Source organism: Allosphingosinicella sp. (genome assembly GCF_036403745.1).
Taxonomy (GTDB): domain Bacteria; phylum Pseudomonadota; class Alphaproteobacteria; order Sphingomonadales; family Sphingomonadaceae; genus Allosphingosinicella.
Window position 1 is genome coordinate 25,706 of record NZ_DASWQI010000067.1, and the last position, 14,168, is coordinate 39,873.

Sequence of the window (14,168 nt, forward strand, 5' to 3'; positions counted from 1 at the left end):
TCAATGCTTCGCTTCGGGCTTCAGATAGGCGGCAACCTCGGTAAGGTCGGCTTCGCGGCTCGGATCGGGCGCGACGCCGAGCAGGGCGCCGACGCGGCTGACGACGCGGGAGACGACCGGCGCGACGTTCCAGCCGGCGGTGTGGAAACCGAACGTGTCGGGCGTGGCCTTGGGATCGTCGAGCATGGCGACGACCACATAGCGAGGCTCGTCCATCGGGAATACGCCTGCGAAGGTCGTCACCACGGCCGATCCCGAATAATGCCCGCCCTGCAGCTTCTCGGCCGTGCCGGTCTTCCCGCCGACCCGGAAACCGGGAGCGTCGGCCTTCTTGCCGGTGCCTGCGAGGACGACGAGGCGGAGCAGGCCGCGCATGCGCCGGGAGGTCTCCTCGGTGAACACGCGGGTCCCTTCCGGCACCGGATGGCCGGGGCCGACCTTGTAGAGGGTTGCCGGCCGGCGGATGCCCCCGTTGAACAGGGTCGCATAGCCCAGAGCGAGGTGGAGCGGGGTGACGGCGATGCCGTGGCCGAACCCGACCGTCATGGTCGCCACCTCACCCCAATTGTTGCCGGGGGTGAGCGTGCGTCCGCGCTCGTGCAGCTCGACCTGCACGGGCTCGAGAAAGCCCATGCGGCGGAGGAAATCCTGCTGGCGCTGCGAGCCGACCTGCGCCGCGATCTGCGCGGTGCCGATGTTCGAGCTTTCGCGCATGATGTCGGCGACGGAGCAGGGACCCCCGAACGGATGGGTGTCCGTGATGACGTGGCCGCCGGCGACGGGGAGCCCGGTCGGGCAATTGTACATCTGGCTGAAGGATTTGATGATGCCGCTGTCCATCGCCATCGCGACGGTGAACGGCTTGAAGGTCGAACCCAGCTCGTAGACGCCGAGCGTGGCGCGGTTGAAGCCGGCGTCGACGGCACCCTGCCCCGGCCGGTTCGGGTTCAGCTGAGGCAGCGAGGTCATCGCCAGCACTTCGCCGGTCTTCAGATCGAGGACCACGCCGGCGGCGCCGATGGCGCTGAACTTCGCCATAGCCGCGGCGAGCTCGCTCTCCATTGTGGCCTGGACGCGGGTGTCGATCGACAGCTCGACGGGCGCGCCGCGCTGGGGGCCGGTGAGGCGGGCGTCGAGCACCTTTTCCATGCCGCTGACGCCGTGGCCCTCGGTGCTGGTCCAGCCCAGCACATGGGCGGCAAGGCCGGTCTGCGGGTAGAGCCGCTCGGGCTCCCGGCTGAATTCGATCGCCGGCTCGCCCAGCGCGTTCACCGCCGAGACCAGCTCCGGAAGGGCGCGGTGGCTGAGATAAGCGAAGCTCTTCTTCGATTTGAGCAGCTTGCGGTAATCGTCGGCGCTGTGCTCGGGGATGAGCTGGGCGAGCTTCAGCGCCAGCTCCTCGGGATTGCCGAGCAGGCGGTCGGGGTGGATGGCGATCGTCCAGGCATCGATCGAGCGGGCCAGGGCGACGCCGTTGCGGTCGACGATGTCGCCGCGCGCCGGGATCAGCGGGTTGAGGCCGGCGTCGCCGGTCGAGCGGTCGGTCGAGACCTGCAGCCACAGGAGGCGCGTGGCGATCAGCATCGTCACGCCCGCGAAGACGAGCATGATCAGCATCAGCCGGTGATAGGTGAGCGCGAGGCCCTCGGGCCGCGGCGCCGGGGTGGCGGTGCGGGGCGCGATGGCGGCGTAGGCGGTCATCAGTCGGCGTCGCTTTCCTGGGCTGCGGCGGGATGGCGAGCGATCTTGCCGCGCGAGGCGAGCTTCTTCTCCGGCGCCTTCTTCTCGGCGGCCGGCTTCGCCTTGGCGGCGAGCTTCTTCTCGGGCGCGGGCTTTGCGGCGGCCTTCTTCTCAGGCGCGGCCTTGGCAGCCAGCTTCTTTTCCGGGGCCGGCTTGGCGGCGGGCGCCTTGGCCGGAGCGGCCTTGGCGTGGCGCTCGGGCTTCGGCTCGACCTTCTTCGGTTCGGCCTTCTTCAGCTCTGGGCCGAGCGGGCTCTTCGGCGCGGTCGTGTAGCTCGCCTGATGGACGACCGACGGAGGCGGCGGTGGGGCGGCGTGGGCGATGGCGGTGACGATGTGCGGCTTCGGCGCTTCGGCGGCCGGGGCGGCGGGCTGGGCGGTCGCCGCGGCGGCGCCGGTCTCGGCCGAAGCCATGCGGACGTCGCCGCTGGTGCGCTCCTCGACGGTGGCGTCGTGGCGCTCCAGGCGGGCGAGGGTCATGTCGTCGTGGACGAACTGGGCCGACGTCGGCGCCGCGAGGGCGAGGACGTTCGAGTTCCAGTCTTCGAGCTGGCTCATGCGGCCGCGCGTGCCCAACTCGGTCTGGAGCATGCGGATGTCGCGCTTGGCGACGAGGATCTGGTGCTCGACTTTGGCGAGGTCGGCCCGCTCGGTCGCGACGCGGAGCGACACCATGTAGCAGCTCAAGGCGGCGCCGCCGACGGTCGCCACCCAGATTACCGATTTGAAGCTTCTTGCGATCATGCCGAAGCGCCTTCCTTCCAGGCCGATGCAGAGGTGCGCCGCGCGACCCGGAGGGTCGCCGAACGGGCGCGCGGATTGGTGCTGAGTTCGTGCTCGCCGGCGCGGACCGGCTTCGCCACAGCCTCGAAGCTCGGCGCCGGGGCACGGCTCGTCTGGGCCGGCAGGTGGCGCGAGCCGGCGGGGACGTCGCCGCTGCGCTCCTTCAAGAAGCGCTTCACGACCCGGTCCTCGAGGCTGTGGAAGGTGACGACGGCGAGGCGGCCGCCGGGCGCGAGCACCTGCTCCGCCGCTTCGAGCCCGCCCTCCAGCTCCTGCAGCTCCTCGTTCAAATGGATCCGGATGGCCTGGAAGGTGCGGGTGGCCGGATCCTTCTTCATGTGCGGCTTCCAGCCGACCGCCTTGCGGACGACCTCGGCGAGCTCGCCGGTGCGGGTGAGCGGCCGGGCGGCGACGATGGCTCGGGCGATGCGGCGGGACTTGGGCTCCTCGCCGTAGCGGTAGATGACGTTCGCAATATCCTCTTCCGCGGCGTGGTTGAGGAAATCCGCCGCGCTCTCGCCTTCGCTGGCCATGCGCATGTCGAGCGGGCCGTCGGCTTGGAAGGAGAAGCCGCGCTCGGCGCGGTCGAGCTGCATGGAGGAGACGCCGATGTCGAGGGTGACGCCGTCCACGGTATCGACGCCGCGGTCGGCAAGCGCCTGACGCATCCGGGAAAAACGCTCCGGAACAAGCGTCAGGCGCCCCCCGCTCGAAGCTGCCAGCGCCTCGCCTTCTTCTATCGCCTGAGGGTCGCGATCGAAGGCGTAGACGCGGGCAGCCCCTTTCTCGATTATGGCACGGGTATAGCCGCCGGCCCCGAAGGTGCCGTCGACATGGGTTTCGCCGGCGCTAGGCGCGAGGCCGGCAATCACTTCCGCGAGGAGCACGGGGACGTGAGGCGCGCCCGCAGGGGAGTTGGGGGGCGTCACAGCGCGATCCCCTTTTCCTCGAGGCGCCAGGCGGCGATTTCCTGGAGGTCCTTGTCGCCGTGCTTGAGCGCGAGACGCGGGTTCCAGATCTCGACCGTGCCGCCGACGCCGACGAAGAGCGCGAGCTCCTCGATCTGGCCCTTACGGCGCATCATCGGGGGAAGGATTATGCGACCGCTCGTGTCGTAGGGGACGTCTTCGGTCATGCCGAAGGCGCGGCGGGCCCGGGCATAATGCTCCTCGGCAGCGGCGCCTTTCTCCTCGTCGGCGAGGCGGCGGCGCTCCATGTCCTCGTAGAGCTTGCGGGCATAGCCGCGGCCGTAGGCCGTGAGGCAGGGGGCGATCTCATGGGCGCCGACGACGATGGCGCGGGCGTCCGAGCGGCGCTCGATCACCGAGCGGACGAAGGCGGGAACGGAGAGGCGCCCCTTGGCGTCCACCGCATTCAGCGCGCTTCCCTGGAAGAAGTCGTCGATCTCCACGACCCGTCCGCTCCAATACACGGACCTCCCCCGTTCGCGGAGACGCGTTTACCGCGCCCCGCGTGACTCACTGGTCAGCTGGAGAAGTGCCCCGAAACTCTAGGGTGCGGTGGATAACATCAGCGTCCCCCTGATGGAAGGGGATTTCATGCCTTTTTTGGGGATTTCATGCCCTAAGATGCCGAAGCTGAGATTATTCGTGGTCTGTTCTTGGACTTGTTCGACGCGTGTTCACGAAGAACAACCCTGTGGATAAGTATGTTGAAGCTCTTCCCGTTGGCCAGCGCGAAGCGGCGGCCTGAGTCGCGTCAGCGGTGAGTCGCGCCGGCCGCGTCAGCGGCGAGCTGCGGTAGGTGGCGGCGAGGCGGCGGCGGGCGGCGACGCGACATTCTCGTCTGCGTTGCCGGGCGTGACGCCGATCTTGGCGAGCGGTTCGGTGGGCGAGGCTTCGTTGCCGGGGCCGGCGGGCGCGGAGGCGCCGCCGCCGAGCTGGCGCTTCACTGCGTTCGCCGCCGATTCCTCGGCGCTCGGGCTGGTGAAGACGGCGCCGAGCAGGACGAGAATGAAGACGAAGGCGAGGCCGGTGAGGCCGATGCGGACACGCTGCACGCGAAAACGCTCTTTCCAACCCTTCGATACGGAAGTGAAAAGTTAACCGATCGAACGGGGTTTGTCGAACCGCTTGTGCGGATGCCCCCGTCGCGGCCCCGGCCGCCTCGCATCAAAGCCCTTGACGGGGCGAGCGGCACTTACGAAGTGGCTAACATGCACAAAGCCCTGACCCCCTTCTCCGCCGCCTCCCTCGCCGCGCTCGTCGCGCTCGCGGGGTGCAACAACAAGCCCACGACGATCGAATCCGGCGGGCCCGACGATCCCCAGGCCCAGCAGCTCAAGGACGCCAAGCCGCCGCCGCCGCCGCCGATGATCCAGGCGAGCCGGACCTATCGCTGCGCCGACAACAGCCTGCTCTACGCCGACTTCTACACCAACAACACGGTGGCGGTGCGGACCCAAAAGGGCGGCACGCCGACCACGCTCACCGCGGAAGGCGGCAAGCCGCCGTTCAAGGGCGGCGGCTATTCGCTGAGCGCCAACGGCCCGAAAGTGTCCTTCGAAGCGCCCGGCAAGAAGAGCCAGACCTGCGACGTCTAAGCGCCTGATACGCGGCTGACGCCTCTTTAAATTTCGAATCGAAACCTTAACTTCGGTTAGGCCGCCTGACTCCCTTGGCGGCCGGGCCGGAGTGCTTCGAGCCTCCAGTCCTTACGGCCCCGCCGCGTGCCCCTTGCGCGGCGGGGTTTTATTTTGCGCGGGCCGTCAGGGCTCGTCGCGCTCGAGCTTCTGCATCGCCTTTTCCCAGTCGCCGAGGCTGGCGCGCGCGTCCTGGACGAAGCGCGAGCGGCGTACGCCTTCGAGGAAGATCGCGCCGACGATGCGCCCCAGGAGCCGGGTCGGGCGGCGGAACTGGAGGAGGAGGATGACCCGCATATCCTCGGTATCGTTCCACACCTCGTGATAATCGGTATCGTCGAAGATGAGCACCTTGCCCTCCTCCCACAGCAGCATTTCGTCGGCGACCTGCATCCGGCAGGCCGCGCGCTTGGCCGGCACGACGAGGCCGAGATGGGCGGTGAGGATCGCCTTGGTGACGCCGCGGTGGCGGGTGATGTGGGCGCCGGGCGCGAGGATCGAGAAGAAGGCGCTGTTGAGGCCGGGAATACCGGCGACGGCGGCGGCGGTGGCCGGGCAGCGGCGGCAATTCTCCTCCAGCCGGTAGCCGTAGCCGATCAGGAAGAAGCTCTTCCACTTGCCCGGCGGTGCGATGCGGCGGTGATCGGGCGAGATGTCGGCGAGCGGCGGGATCGCCGCGTCCCGGGCGAGAAGCGCGGCGACTTCGTCCCGTATCGCCTCCCATTGCGCCTCCAGGCCGGCGACCCACCGAAACAGCACCGGATCGTAGACGGGCGTGTCGCCGACCGTGGACGAGCGTGCGATAACGGCGCTGATCCGGTGCCGCAGCCGCTTGCCGATCCGGTAGAGCGGTGGCAACGGCGGCACCTTGCGGTCCGCGTCCAGTGACTTTTCCCCCATGGTGCTGGCGTAAATCGCCGCGGTTTCTCCCGCAAGTCAGCCCGTGACCTTCGCCCCAAGCGGCTGCGTCGCGGGGCCGTGGATGACCTCGCCGGACAGTTCGAAGCGCGAGCCGTGGCAGGGGCAGTCCCAGGTGCGGTCGGTCCTGTTCCAGCCGACGAGGCAGCCCATGTGGGTGCAGACCGCCGAGACCGCATGGACCTTCCCGGCCTCGTCGCGGAAGGCGGCGACGTTCTCGCCGTCGACTTTCAGGATGGCGGCGTCGCCGGGGGCGAGCTGGTCATAGCTCTTGGGCTTCCGGGAGAGATAGCCGCTGACGAGGTGGGCGGCGACCTCGGCATTCTCCTTCACGAACTCGCCGGCGCCGGCAATCGGCTTGATGCGAGTCGCGTCGAACATCGCGGTCCAGGCATTCTCCTTGCCGGTGGCAAGATCGGCGATGATCATCGCCGCCGCGGTTCCGTTCGAGATGCCCCAGGCGGCAAAGCCGGTCGCGACGAGATAGCCTTTCCCGCCGGAGGAGGACCAGCCGATGAACGGCGCCTGGTCCATCGCGGTATAATCCTCGTTGACCCAGCGGTAGCGGACCGGGCCGGCGTCGAAATGCTCGGCGAGCCAGCGCTCGATATCGGCGATGTAGCGCTGCTCGTCGTCGACATGGCCGGGCTTGTAATGATTGCCGGCGACGATTCCCCAGACCCGCCCGTCCGGACCCTTGTGCGTCCGGATCGAATGACCGGGCTGCTCGGCATTCTTGTACATGCCCGGCGGCACCCGGCTGATCGGGGCGGCGACCACCGGCTCCGCCATTGGGTAAGCGAGCGCGTAGTACATGCCGATCTGGCCGAGCGGCAGGTGCGTCGCCATGACGACGTGGCGGGCGGCGACGGTGCCGCCGTCGGTGACGACGCGGGTCGGCTCATAGTCGATTGCGCGGCTGTTCTCGAAGACGTGGCTGCCCTCGCCCGGGATGGTGGCGGCGAGGCCGGCGACATATTTGGTCGGGTGGAATTGCGCCTGGTTGTCCCAGCGCATCGCCTGGAGAACGTCGAACGGCAGTCCGGTGTCGCGGGTGAGGCTGGCCGGGAGGCCGAGCCGGCGCGCGATCTCCACCTCCTTTTCGATCTGGCCGACATAGCTTTCGTCGTTGGTGTAGACATAGGCCGGCATAGGCTCGATGTCAGCGTCGATGCCGTGCACCTGCGCGAGCCGGGCGATCTCGCTTATCCCCGCCTCCTGTGCCTCGGCGTAGAGCCGGGCCTTCTCCTCGCCGAACTTCTTCTCCAGCGTCTGGTAGAGGATGCCGTGCTGCGAGCTGATCTTGGCGGTGGACTTGCCGGTCACCTGCCGCCCGACCCGTCGCGCCTCGATGAGGGCGACGCGCAGGCCGCGATCCTTGAGCAGCCGCGCCGCTGTCACCCCGACGATACCGCCGCCGACGATGGCGATGTCGACCTCGATGTCGCCGGCGAGGGCCGGGAAGTTCGGCCCCTCCCCTGCCGTTGCGTTCCAATAGCTATGGTCGTCGCCGCTTTGTGCCATGATGGTCGTCCCGGTCTCACGTTGCGCCCGATTGCCAAACCGCGCCCGCCGCGCCTCGTTCCCCGTTCGAGGCGCCCGCCGGTTCAGCGGCGCGAAAGCTCCGCCGCCGTAACGATCCGCCCGCACCTTTCGGGGAGGAAGAGATGAAGAAGATCGTTGCCGCCACGGCCGCCGTCGCCCTGCTGGCCACCCTCGCCACGCCCGCCGAGGCACGGCGCTGGCACCGTTATCACCATGACGGCTTCGGCAGCTTCGTCACCGGCGCGCTCTTCGTGGGCGGCATCGCCGCGCTCGCCGGTTCGGGCGACAAGCACCGCGCCCGCGCGCAGGATCTCGCCGTCCGTGCCTGCACCGGCGAGGCGGAGGGCCGCACCGGCGGGCGCCTGCTCGACGTCGGCCACGTCTCGAAGGAGCACGGCTATTTCACCGTCGAGGGGCTCCTCGAAGGCGGCCGCGACGCGCCGCGCGAAACCTTCGCCTGCACCGTCCGCGACGGCACCATCTACAGCTTCCGCGCCAGTCCCGCCGCGGGCTGATTGCCGCCGTTTTGGCGGGGTTGGCGCCCCGGCCCTGCTCCTGTACGCTCGCGACTCGGGCTCGGGGGACGCCTGAAAAACCAATGCGCTCCCGGGCATTGCAGCGACGCCGCCGGCATCATGCCGCGGCGGCGGCTCGAGGGGGGAGCGCATCATGGCCATCATCAACGGCACACCCGGCGACGATTCGCTGGTCGGCACCAGCGGCGACGACACGATCAACGGCTTCGCCGGCAACGACGTGATCCTGGCGCGCGAGGGCAACGACGTCGTCGATGCGGGCGACGGCCACGATCTCGTCCGCGGCGCCGAAGGGGACGACATCCTCCTGGGCGGCAATGGCGACGATTATCTCGACGGCGGGCCCGGCGACGATCTCCTCGACGGCGGCGCCGGCTTCGACCGCGCCGCCTATCACAGCTCCCCTGTGGGCGTGCATGTCGACCTCAATATCCAGGGCGTGGCGCAGAACACCGGCGAAGGCTTCGACACCCTGATCGGCATCGAGCATCTGTCGGGCACATTGTTCGACGACGTTCTCACGGGCAATGGCGGCGACAACTGGATCTGGGGCGAAGGCGGCAACGACGTCATTTCGGCGGGCGGCGGCAACGATCTCGTCGAAGTGGGCGCAGGCAATGCGACGCTCGACGGCGGCACCGGCATCGACACCGCCTCGTTCCTCGACCAGATCAGCGCCGTCGGTGCCGCGGTCACCGTCTCGCTCGCCCTCCAGGGCGGGGGGCAGAATACCGGCGAGGGGATCATGACCCTCAACGGCTTTGAGAATCTCTCGGGCGGCGTCGCCAACGACACGCTGACCGGCGACGGCGGCAACAACATCCTCGCCGGCGACACCGGCAACGACACGCTCGTTGGCGGCGCCGGCGACGACATCCTGTACGGCGACGGCCGCATCATCATCGACAGCCACGACACCGGCACGTCCGGCCCGTTCATCACCTATCCCGATCTCGCCGCGCTCGGCGACCCGTCGCTGACCGACGGCGACGACGTCCTCGAAGGCGGCCTCGGCGACGACCAGCTCTACGGCGGCGGCGGCATCGACACCGCTTCCTACGCCCACGCCTCAGGCTCGGTGCAGGTCGGCCTGGGCAATGCCCCCGGCTCCGGCTTCTCTGCGGGTGCCGATGGCAACGACACGCTCCACGACATCGAGAACGTGACCGGCTCGGCCTTCGACGACCAGCTTACGGGCAATGCCGCCGCCAACGTCCTCTCGGGCGGCGACGGCCACGACCAGCTGCGCGGCCGCGACGGCAACGACGTCCTGCTCGGCGGCAATGGCGACGATTTCCTCAACGGCGGCAACGGCGACGACATCGTCGACGGCGGCGCCGGCTGGGACCGCGCCACCTTCGCGACCGGCGCGGTCGCCGGCGTCCATGTCGATCTCAACATCCAGGGCGTTGCGCAGAATACCGGCCAGGGCAACGACACGCTGATCAACATCGAGCATGTCTCGGGCACCAGCTTCGACGACACGCTGATCGGCAATGGCGGCGACAATTGGGTGTGGGGCGAAGGCGGCAACGACACGCTCACCGGCGGCGGCGGCAACGACCTCGTCCAGACCGGCGCCCCCGGCAACGTCGTCGCCGACGGCGGCGCCGGCACCGACACGCTCTCGGTCAGCGACAATGGCGCGGGCAGCGCGCCGGTCACCGTCTCGCTCGCCCTGCAGGGCATCGCCCAGGCGACCGGCATCGGCACCTACACGCTGACCGGCTTCGAGAATCTTTCAGGCTCCAGCGCCGGCGATGCGCTGACCGGCGACGGCGGCGCGAATGTCCTTGCAGGCGATGCCGGCAACGACACGCTCGTCGGCGGCGCCGGGCACGACATCCTCTACGGCGACGGCCGGATCAACGTCGACACCCACAATGACGGCGGCTCGGGCCCGATCACCACCTGGTCCGACATCGCGACGCTGGGCGAGACCGACGGCGACGACCTGCTCGAAGGCGGCCTCGGCGACGACCAGCTCTTCGGCGGCGGCGGCATCGACACCGCCTCCTACGCCCACGCCTCGGGCGCGGTGCAGGTGGTGCTCGGCACGACCCTCGGCTCCTCGTCCGGCGCCGACGGCGAGGACCTCTTGCACGATATCGAGAACGTCACCGGCTCGGCCTTCGACGACGATCTGATCGGCAATGGCGGCTCGAACGTCCTCGCGGGCAGCGACGGCCATGACCAGATTCGCGGCCTCGGCGGCGACGACACCCTGCTCGGCGGCAATGGCGACGATTTCCTCAACGGCGGCCTCGGCAACGACCTCATCGACGGCGGCGCCGGCTTCGACCGCGTCGCCTTCGCCACCGGCGCGGTGGCCGGCGTCACCGTCGACCTCAATATCGCCGGCCCGCAGAATACCGGCCAGGGCATCGACACGATCGTCAACGTCGAGCACGTCTCCGGCACCGGCTTTGCGGACATGCTCACCGGCAATGGCGGCGACAATTGGCTGTGGGGCGAGGGCGGCAACGACATCCTCTCCGCGGGCGGTGGCAACGATCTCGTCGAGGTGGGCCCTGGCAATTCGGTCCCCGACGGCGGCGGCGGCACGGACGCCATTTCCTTCCTCGACCAGATCAGCGCCGTGGCCGCCGGCGTGACCGTCAGCCTCGCACTGCAGGGCGCGGCGCAGGCGACCGGCGAGGGTTCGATGGCGCTCTCGGGCTTTGAGAACCTCTCCGGCGGAATCGTCAACGACGTGCTGACCGGCGACGGCGGCAACAACGTCCTCGCCGGCGACAGCGGGAACGACACGCTGGTCGGCGGCGCCGGCGACGACGTCCTCTACGGCGACGGCCGCATCAACATCGAGACCCACGGCACCGCCGGCTCCGGCCCCATCGCGACCTTCGCCGACGTCTTCACCCTCGATGGCGAGGCCGACGGCGACGACCTCCTCGAAGGCGGCCTCGGCGACGACATCCTGAACGGCGGCGGCGGCACCGACACCGCCTCCTACGCCCACGCCTCGGGCGCGGTGCAGGTCGCGCTCGGCAATGCACCCGGCTCCGGCTTCTCCACCGGTGCCGACGGCAACGACACCCTGATCAGCATCGAGAACGTCACCGGCTCGGCCTTCGACGACACGATCACCGGCAATGCCGGCGCCAATCTGCTGGCCGGCGGCGATGGCCACGACCAGCTTCGGGGCCGTGACGGCGACGACACTTTGCTCGGCGGCAATGGCGACGACTTCCTCAACGGCGGGCTCGGCAACGACGTCATGGACGGCGGGGCCGGATGGGACCGCGCCGCCTTCGCGACCGGCGCGACGGCGGGCGTGACCGTCAACCTCAACATCGCGGGAGCGCAGAATACCGGCCAGGGCATCGATACGCTCATCAATATCGAGCACGTTTCCGGCACCAGCTTCGCCGACACCCTCACCGGCAACGGTGGCGACAATTGGCTGTGGGGCGAGGGCGGCAACGACAGCCTCTTGGCGGGCGGCGGCAACGACCTCGTCATGGCCGGGCCGGGCAACGTGACGGCCGACGGCGGCACAGGCACGGACGCCATCTCCTTCCTCGACCAGATCAGCGCCGTGGCCGCCGGTGTCACCGTCAGCCTCGCCCTCCAGGGCGCGGCGCAGACGACCGGGGAGGGCTCGATGACGCTCACCGGCTTCGAGAATCTCTCCGGCGGCATCGTCAACGACACGCTGACCGGCAATGCCGCGAACAACGTCATCGCCGGCGACAGCGGCAACGATGTGCTGAACGGCGGCGACGGCGACGACACGCTCTACGGCGACGGGCGGATCTGGATCGACAGCCACGGCACCGCCGGTTCCGGGCCGATCACGACGTTCGGCGACGTCTTCGTCCTCGACGGCGAGGCGGACGGCAACGACGTGCTGAACGGCGGCAAGGGGAACGACATCCTCGCCGGCGGCGGCGGCGGCGACGTGCTCAGCGGCGGCGCGGGCAACGACAATTTCGTGTTCGGCGCGGCGTCCGGCCACGACCGCATCACCGACTTTGCGAACAAGGACCATATCGAGTTCGACGCCACGTCCGGCGTCCACAATTTCTCGGACCTCACCTTGACGGCGAGCGGCAAGGACACGCTGATCAGCTGGGGTACGGGCGACACGATCCTCGTCGAAGGGATGAAGCCGAAGCAGCTCTCCGCTTCGGACTTCCAGTTCGACGCGCCGGCCGCGGCGATCTTCTACGCGGCGGATATGATCGACCACAGCGCAGGCTTCGCGGCGGGCATCCACATCGCCTGACCCGCTCAGGGAGGGTCACCCTCCCCGTCGTTGCCGCAGGGTTGCGGCCACCTCGGCGAATAGTTCACCCGCCCCGCCCCCTGCCCGCCTTTACGCCGGGGCTGCGCTCGCTTAACGACCCGCAATGACGACCCAGATTCCTGACACCCCGCAGGGCGACTCGATCCTCATCGTGGATTTCGGAAGCCAGGTGACGCAGCTCATCGCGCGGCGGGTGCGCGAGGCGGGCGTCTATAGCGAGATCGCCCCGTTCAGCCGCGCCGCCGAGGCGTTCGAGCGGATGAAGCCAAAGGGCATCATCCTCTCCGGCGGACCGGCCTCCCTGACCCTCGAGGAGAGCCCGCGGGCGCCGGCGGCTTTGTTCGAAGCCGGCGTGCCCGTGCTCGGCATCTGCTACGGCCAGCAACTGATCGCCGACCAATTGGGCGGGCGGGTCGTCACCGGCGACCATAGCGAGTTCGGCCGCGCCTTCCTCACCATCGAATCCGAATGCGCGTTGTTCGAGGGGCTGTGGCGGCCGGGCGAGACGCACCAGGTGTGGATGAGCCACGGCGACAAGGTCGAGGCAATGCCGCCGGGCTTCCGCATCGTCGCCCAGTCGCCCGGCGCCCCCTTCGCGGCCACGGCCGACGATTCCCGCCGCATCTACGGCGTCCAGTTCCACCCGGAGGTGGTGCACACGCCCGACGGCGGCAAGCTGATCGCCAACTTCGTCCGCCACGTCTGCGGCCTCGCCGGCGACTGGACGATGGCCGAGTTCCGCGCCGCGAAGATCGCCGAGATTCGCGAGCAGGTCGGCTCCGGCCGCGTCATCTGCGGCCTCTCCGGCGGCGTCGACAGCGCGGTCGCGGCCGTCCTCATCCACGAGGCGATCGGCCACCAGCTGACCTGCGTCTTCGTCGACCACGGCCTGCTGCGTGCACGCGAGGCGGAGCAGGTCGTCTCGCTGTTCCGCGGGCATTACAACATCCCGCTCGTCCACGTCGACGCGGAGCAGCTCTTCCTGGCCGGCCTTGCCGGGGTCGACGATCCGGAGGCCAAGCGGAAGTTCATCGGCAAGACCTTCATCGACGTGTTCGACACCGAGGCGAAGAAGATCGGTGGCGCCGATTTCCTGGCCCAGGGCACGCTCTATCCGGACGTGATCGAGAGCGTGAGCTTCACCGGCGGACCGTCGGTGACGATCAAGAGCCACCACAATGTCGGCGGCCTGCCCGAGCGCATGAACATGAAGCTGGTCGAGCCGCTGCGCGAATTGTTCAAGGACGAGGTGAGGGCGCTCGGCCGCGAGCTCGGGTTGCCCGACGCCTTCGTGGGCCGCCATCCGTTCCCGGGGCCGGGCCTCGCGATCCGCTGCCCGGGCGAGATCACCCGCGAGAAGCTGGAGATCCTGCGGCTCGCCGACGAGATCTACATCGAGGAAATCCGCCGCGCCGGCCTCTATGACGACATCTGGCAGGCTTTCGCCGTGATCCTCCCGGTGAAGACGGTCGGCGTGATGGGCGACGGGCGCACTTATGATTTCGTCGTCGGCCTGCGCGCCGTCACCTCGACCGACGGCATGACGGCAGACGTCTTCCCGTTCGACTCCGCCTTCCTCAGCCGCGTCGCCACCCGAATCATCAACGAGGTCCGCGGCATCAATCGCGTGGTCTACGATTATACCTCCAAGCCGCCGGGGACGATCGAGTGGGAGTGATGGAAAACGGCTGATGCAAGACTCAATCAGGCTTTATGCTTTGTGTCGCCGTGCGAATCGCAATTAGCCCGCAGGAGGTGTGCAGGTGCCGAAACGA

11 protein-coding genes are annotated in these 14,168 nt (G+C 68.9%); 4 read left to right on the top strand and 7 right to left on the bottom strand.

The genetic code is table 11. From position 1 onward, the window contains the following. The 5 genes from VGC56_RS12785 to VGC56_RS12805 all read right to left on the bottom strand — a co-directional run bounded on the left by VGC56_RS12785 (nucleotide 1) and on the right by VGC56_RS12805 (nucleotide 4,542). Nucleotides 1-1,701 carry a peptidoglycan D,D-transpeptidase FtsI family protein gene (locus tag VGC56_RS12785; RefSeq protein WP_464125382.1) on the bottom strand — a complete coding sequence of 567 codons (1,701 nt, stop codon included), beginning with the start codon at nucleotides 1,699-1,701 and terminating at the stop codon, nucleotides 1-3. Beyond that, nucleotides 1,701-2,483, bottom strand: a complete 783-nt coding sequence (locus VGC56_RS12790; RefSeq protein WP_464125384.1) for a hypothetical protein — start codon at nucleotides 2,481-2,483, stop codon at nucleotides 1,701-1,703. The genes VGC56_RS12785 and VGC56_RS12790 overlap by 1 nt, the downstream gene beginning before the upstream one ends. Next, nucleotides 2,480-3,451, bottom strand: coding sequence for a 16S rRNA (cytosine(1402)-N(4))-methyltransferase RsmH (gene rsmH / locus VGC56_RS12795; protein ID WP_464125385.1), 972 nt, complete (start codon nucleotides 3,449-3,451; stop codon nucleotides 2,480-2,482). The genes VGC56_RS12790 and rsmH overlap by 4 nt, the downstream gene beginning before the upstream one ends. Beyond that, nucleotides 3,448-3,933: a division/cell wall cluster transcriptional repressor MraZ gene (locus VGC56_RS12800; protein WP_464125386.1), complete on the bottom strand. Its 486-nt coding sequence runs from the start codon at nucleotides 3,931-3,933 to the stop codon at nucleotides 3,448-3,450. Before VGC56_RS12800 ends, rsmH begins: the two co-directional genes overlap by 4 nt. Before the next feature lie 333 nt (nucleotides 3,934-4,266). Further along, on the bottom strand, nucleotides 4,267-4,542 hold the full coding sequence (locus VGC56_RS12805; RefSeq protein ID WP_464125388.1) for a hypothetical protein: 276 nt from the start codon (nucleotides 4,540-4,542) through the stop codon (nucleotides 4,267-4,269). Nucleotides 4,543-4,698: 156 nt separating this feature from the next. Between VGC56_RS12805 and VGC56_RS12810 the strand changes: the two genes are divergently transcribed. Beyond that, the gene (locus VGC56_RS12810) at nucleotides 4,699-5,085 is read left to right on the top strand and encodes a hypothetical protein (RefSeq protein WP_464125389.1); all 387 of its coding nucleotides are present in this window, start codon (nucleotides 4,699-4,701) and stop codon (nucleotides 5,083-5,085) included. 165 nt (nucleotides 5,086-5,250) lie between these two features. Here the strand turns inward: VGC56_RS12810 and VGC56_RS12815 are convergent, their stop codons facing one another. Next, nucleotides 5,251-6,024, bottom strand: a complete 774-nt coding sequence (locus VGC56_RS12815) for an aspartyl/asparaginyl beta-hydroxylase domain-containing protein (protein ID WP_464125391.1) — start codon at nucleotides 6,022-6,024, stop codon at nucleotides 5,251-5,253. 36 nt (nucleotides 6,025-6,060) lie between these two features. Next, nucleotides 6,061-7,566, bottom strand: a complete 1,506-nt coding sequence (locus tag VGC56_RS12820; protein ID WP_464125393.1) for an FAD-dependent oxidoreductase — start codon at nucleotides 7,564-7,566, stop codon at nucleotides 6,061-6,063. A 143-nt stretch (nucleotides 7,567-7,709) separates the two neighbouring features. Here VGC56_RS12820 and VGC56_RS12825 point away from each other — a divergent pair, with 143 nt between their 5' ends. From VGC56_RS12825 to guaA, 3 genes are all read left to right on the top strand, one after another. Beyond that, nucleotides 7,710-8,102 carry a hypothetical protein gene (locus VGC56_RS12825; protein ID WP_464125394.1) on the top strand — a complete coding sequence of 131 codons (393 nt, stop codon included), beginning with the start codon at nucleotides 7,710-7,712 and terminating at the stop codon, nucleotides 8,100-8,102. Between the two features lie 154 nt (nucleotides 8,103-8,256). Further along, nucleotides 8,257-12,372: a beta strand repeat-containing protein gene (locus tag VGC56_RS12830; RefSeq protein ID WP_464125395.1), complete on the top strand. Its 4,116-nt coding sequence runs from the start codon at nucleotides 8,257-8,259 to the stop codon at nucleotides 12,370-12,372. A 124-nt stretch (nucleotides 12,373-12,496) separates the two neighbouring features. Further along, entirely contained in the window at nucleotides 12,497-14,071 is a 1,575-nt protein-coding gene (gene guaA, locus VGC56_RS12835; RefSeq protein WP_464125397.1) for a glutamine-hydrolyzing GMP synthase, read from the top strand. Nucleotides 14,072-14,168 lie beyond the last annotated feature (97 nt).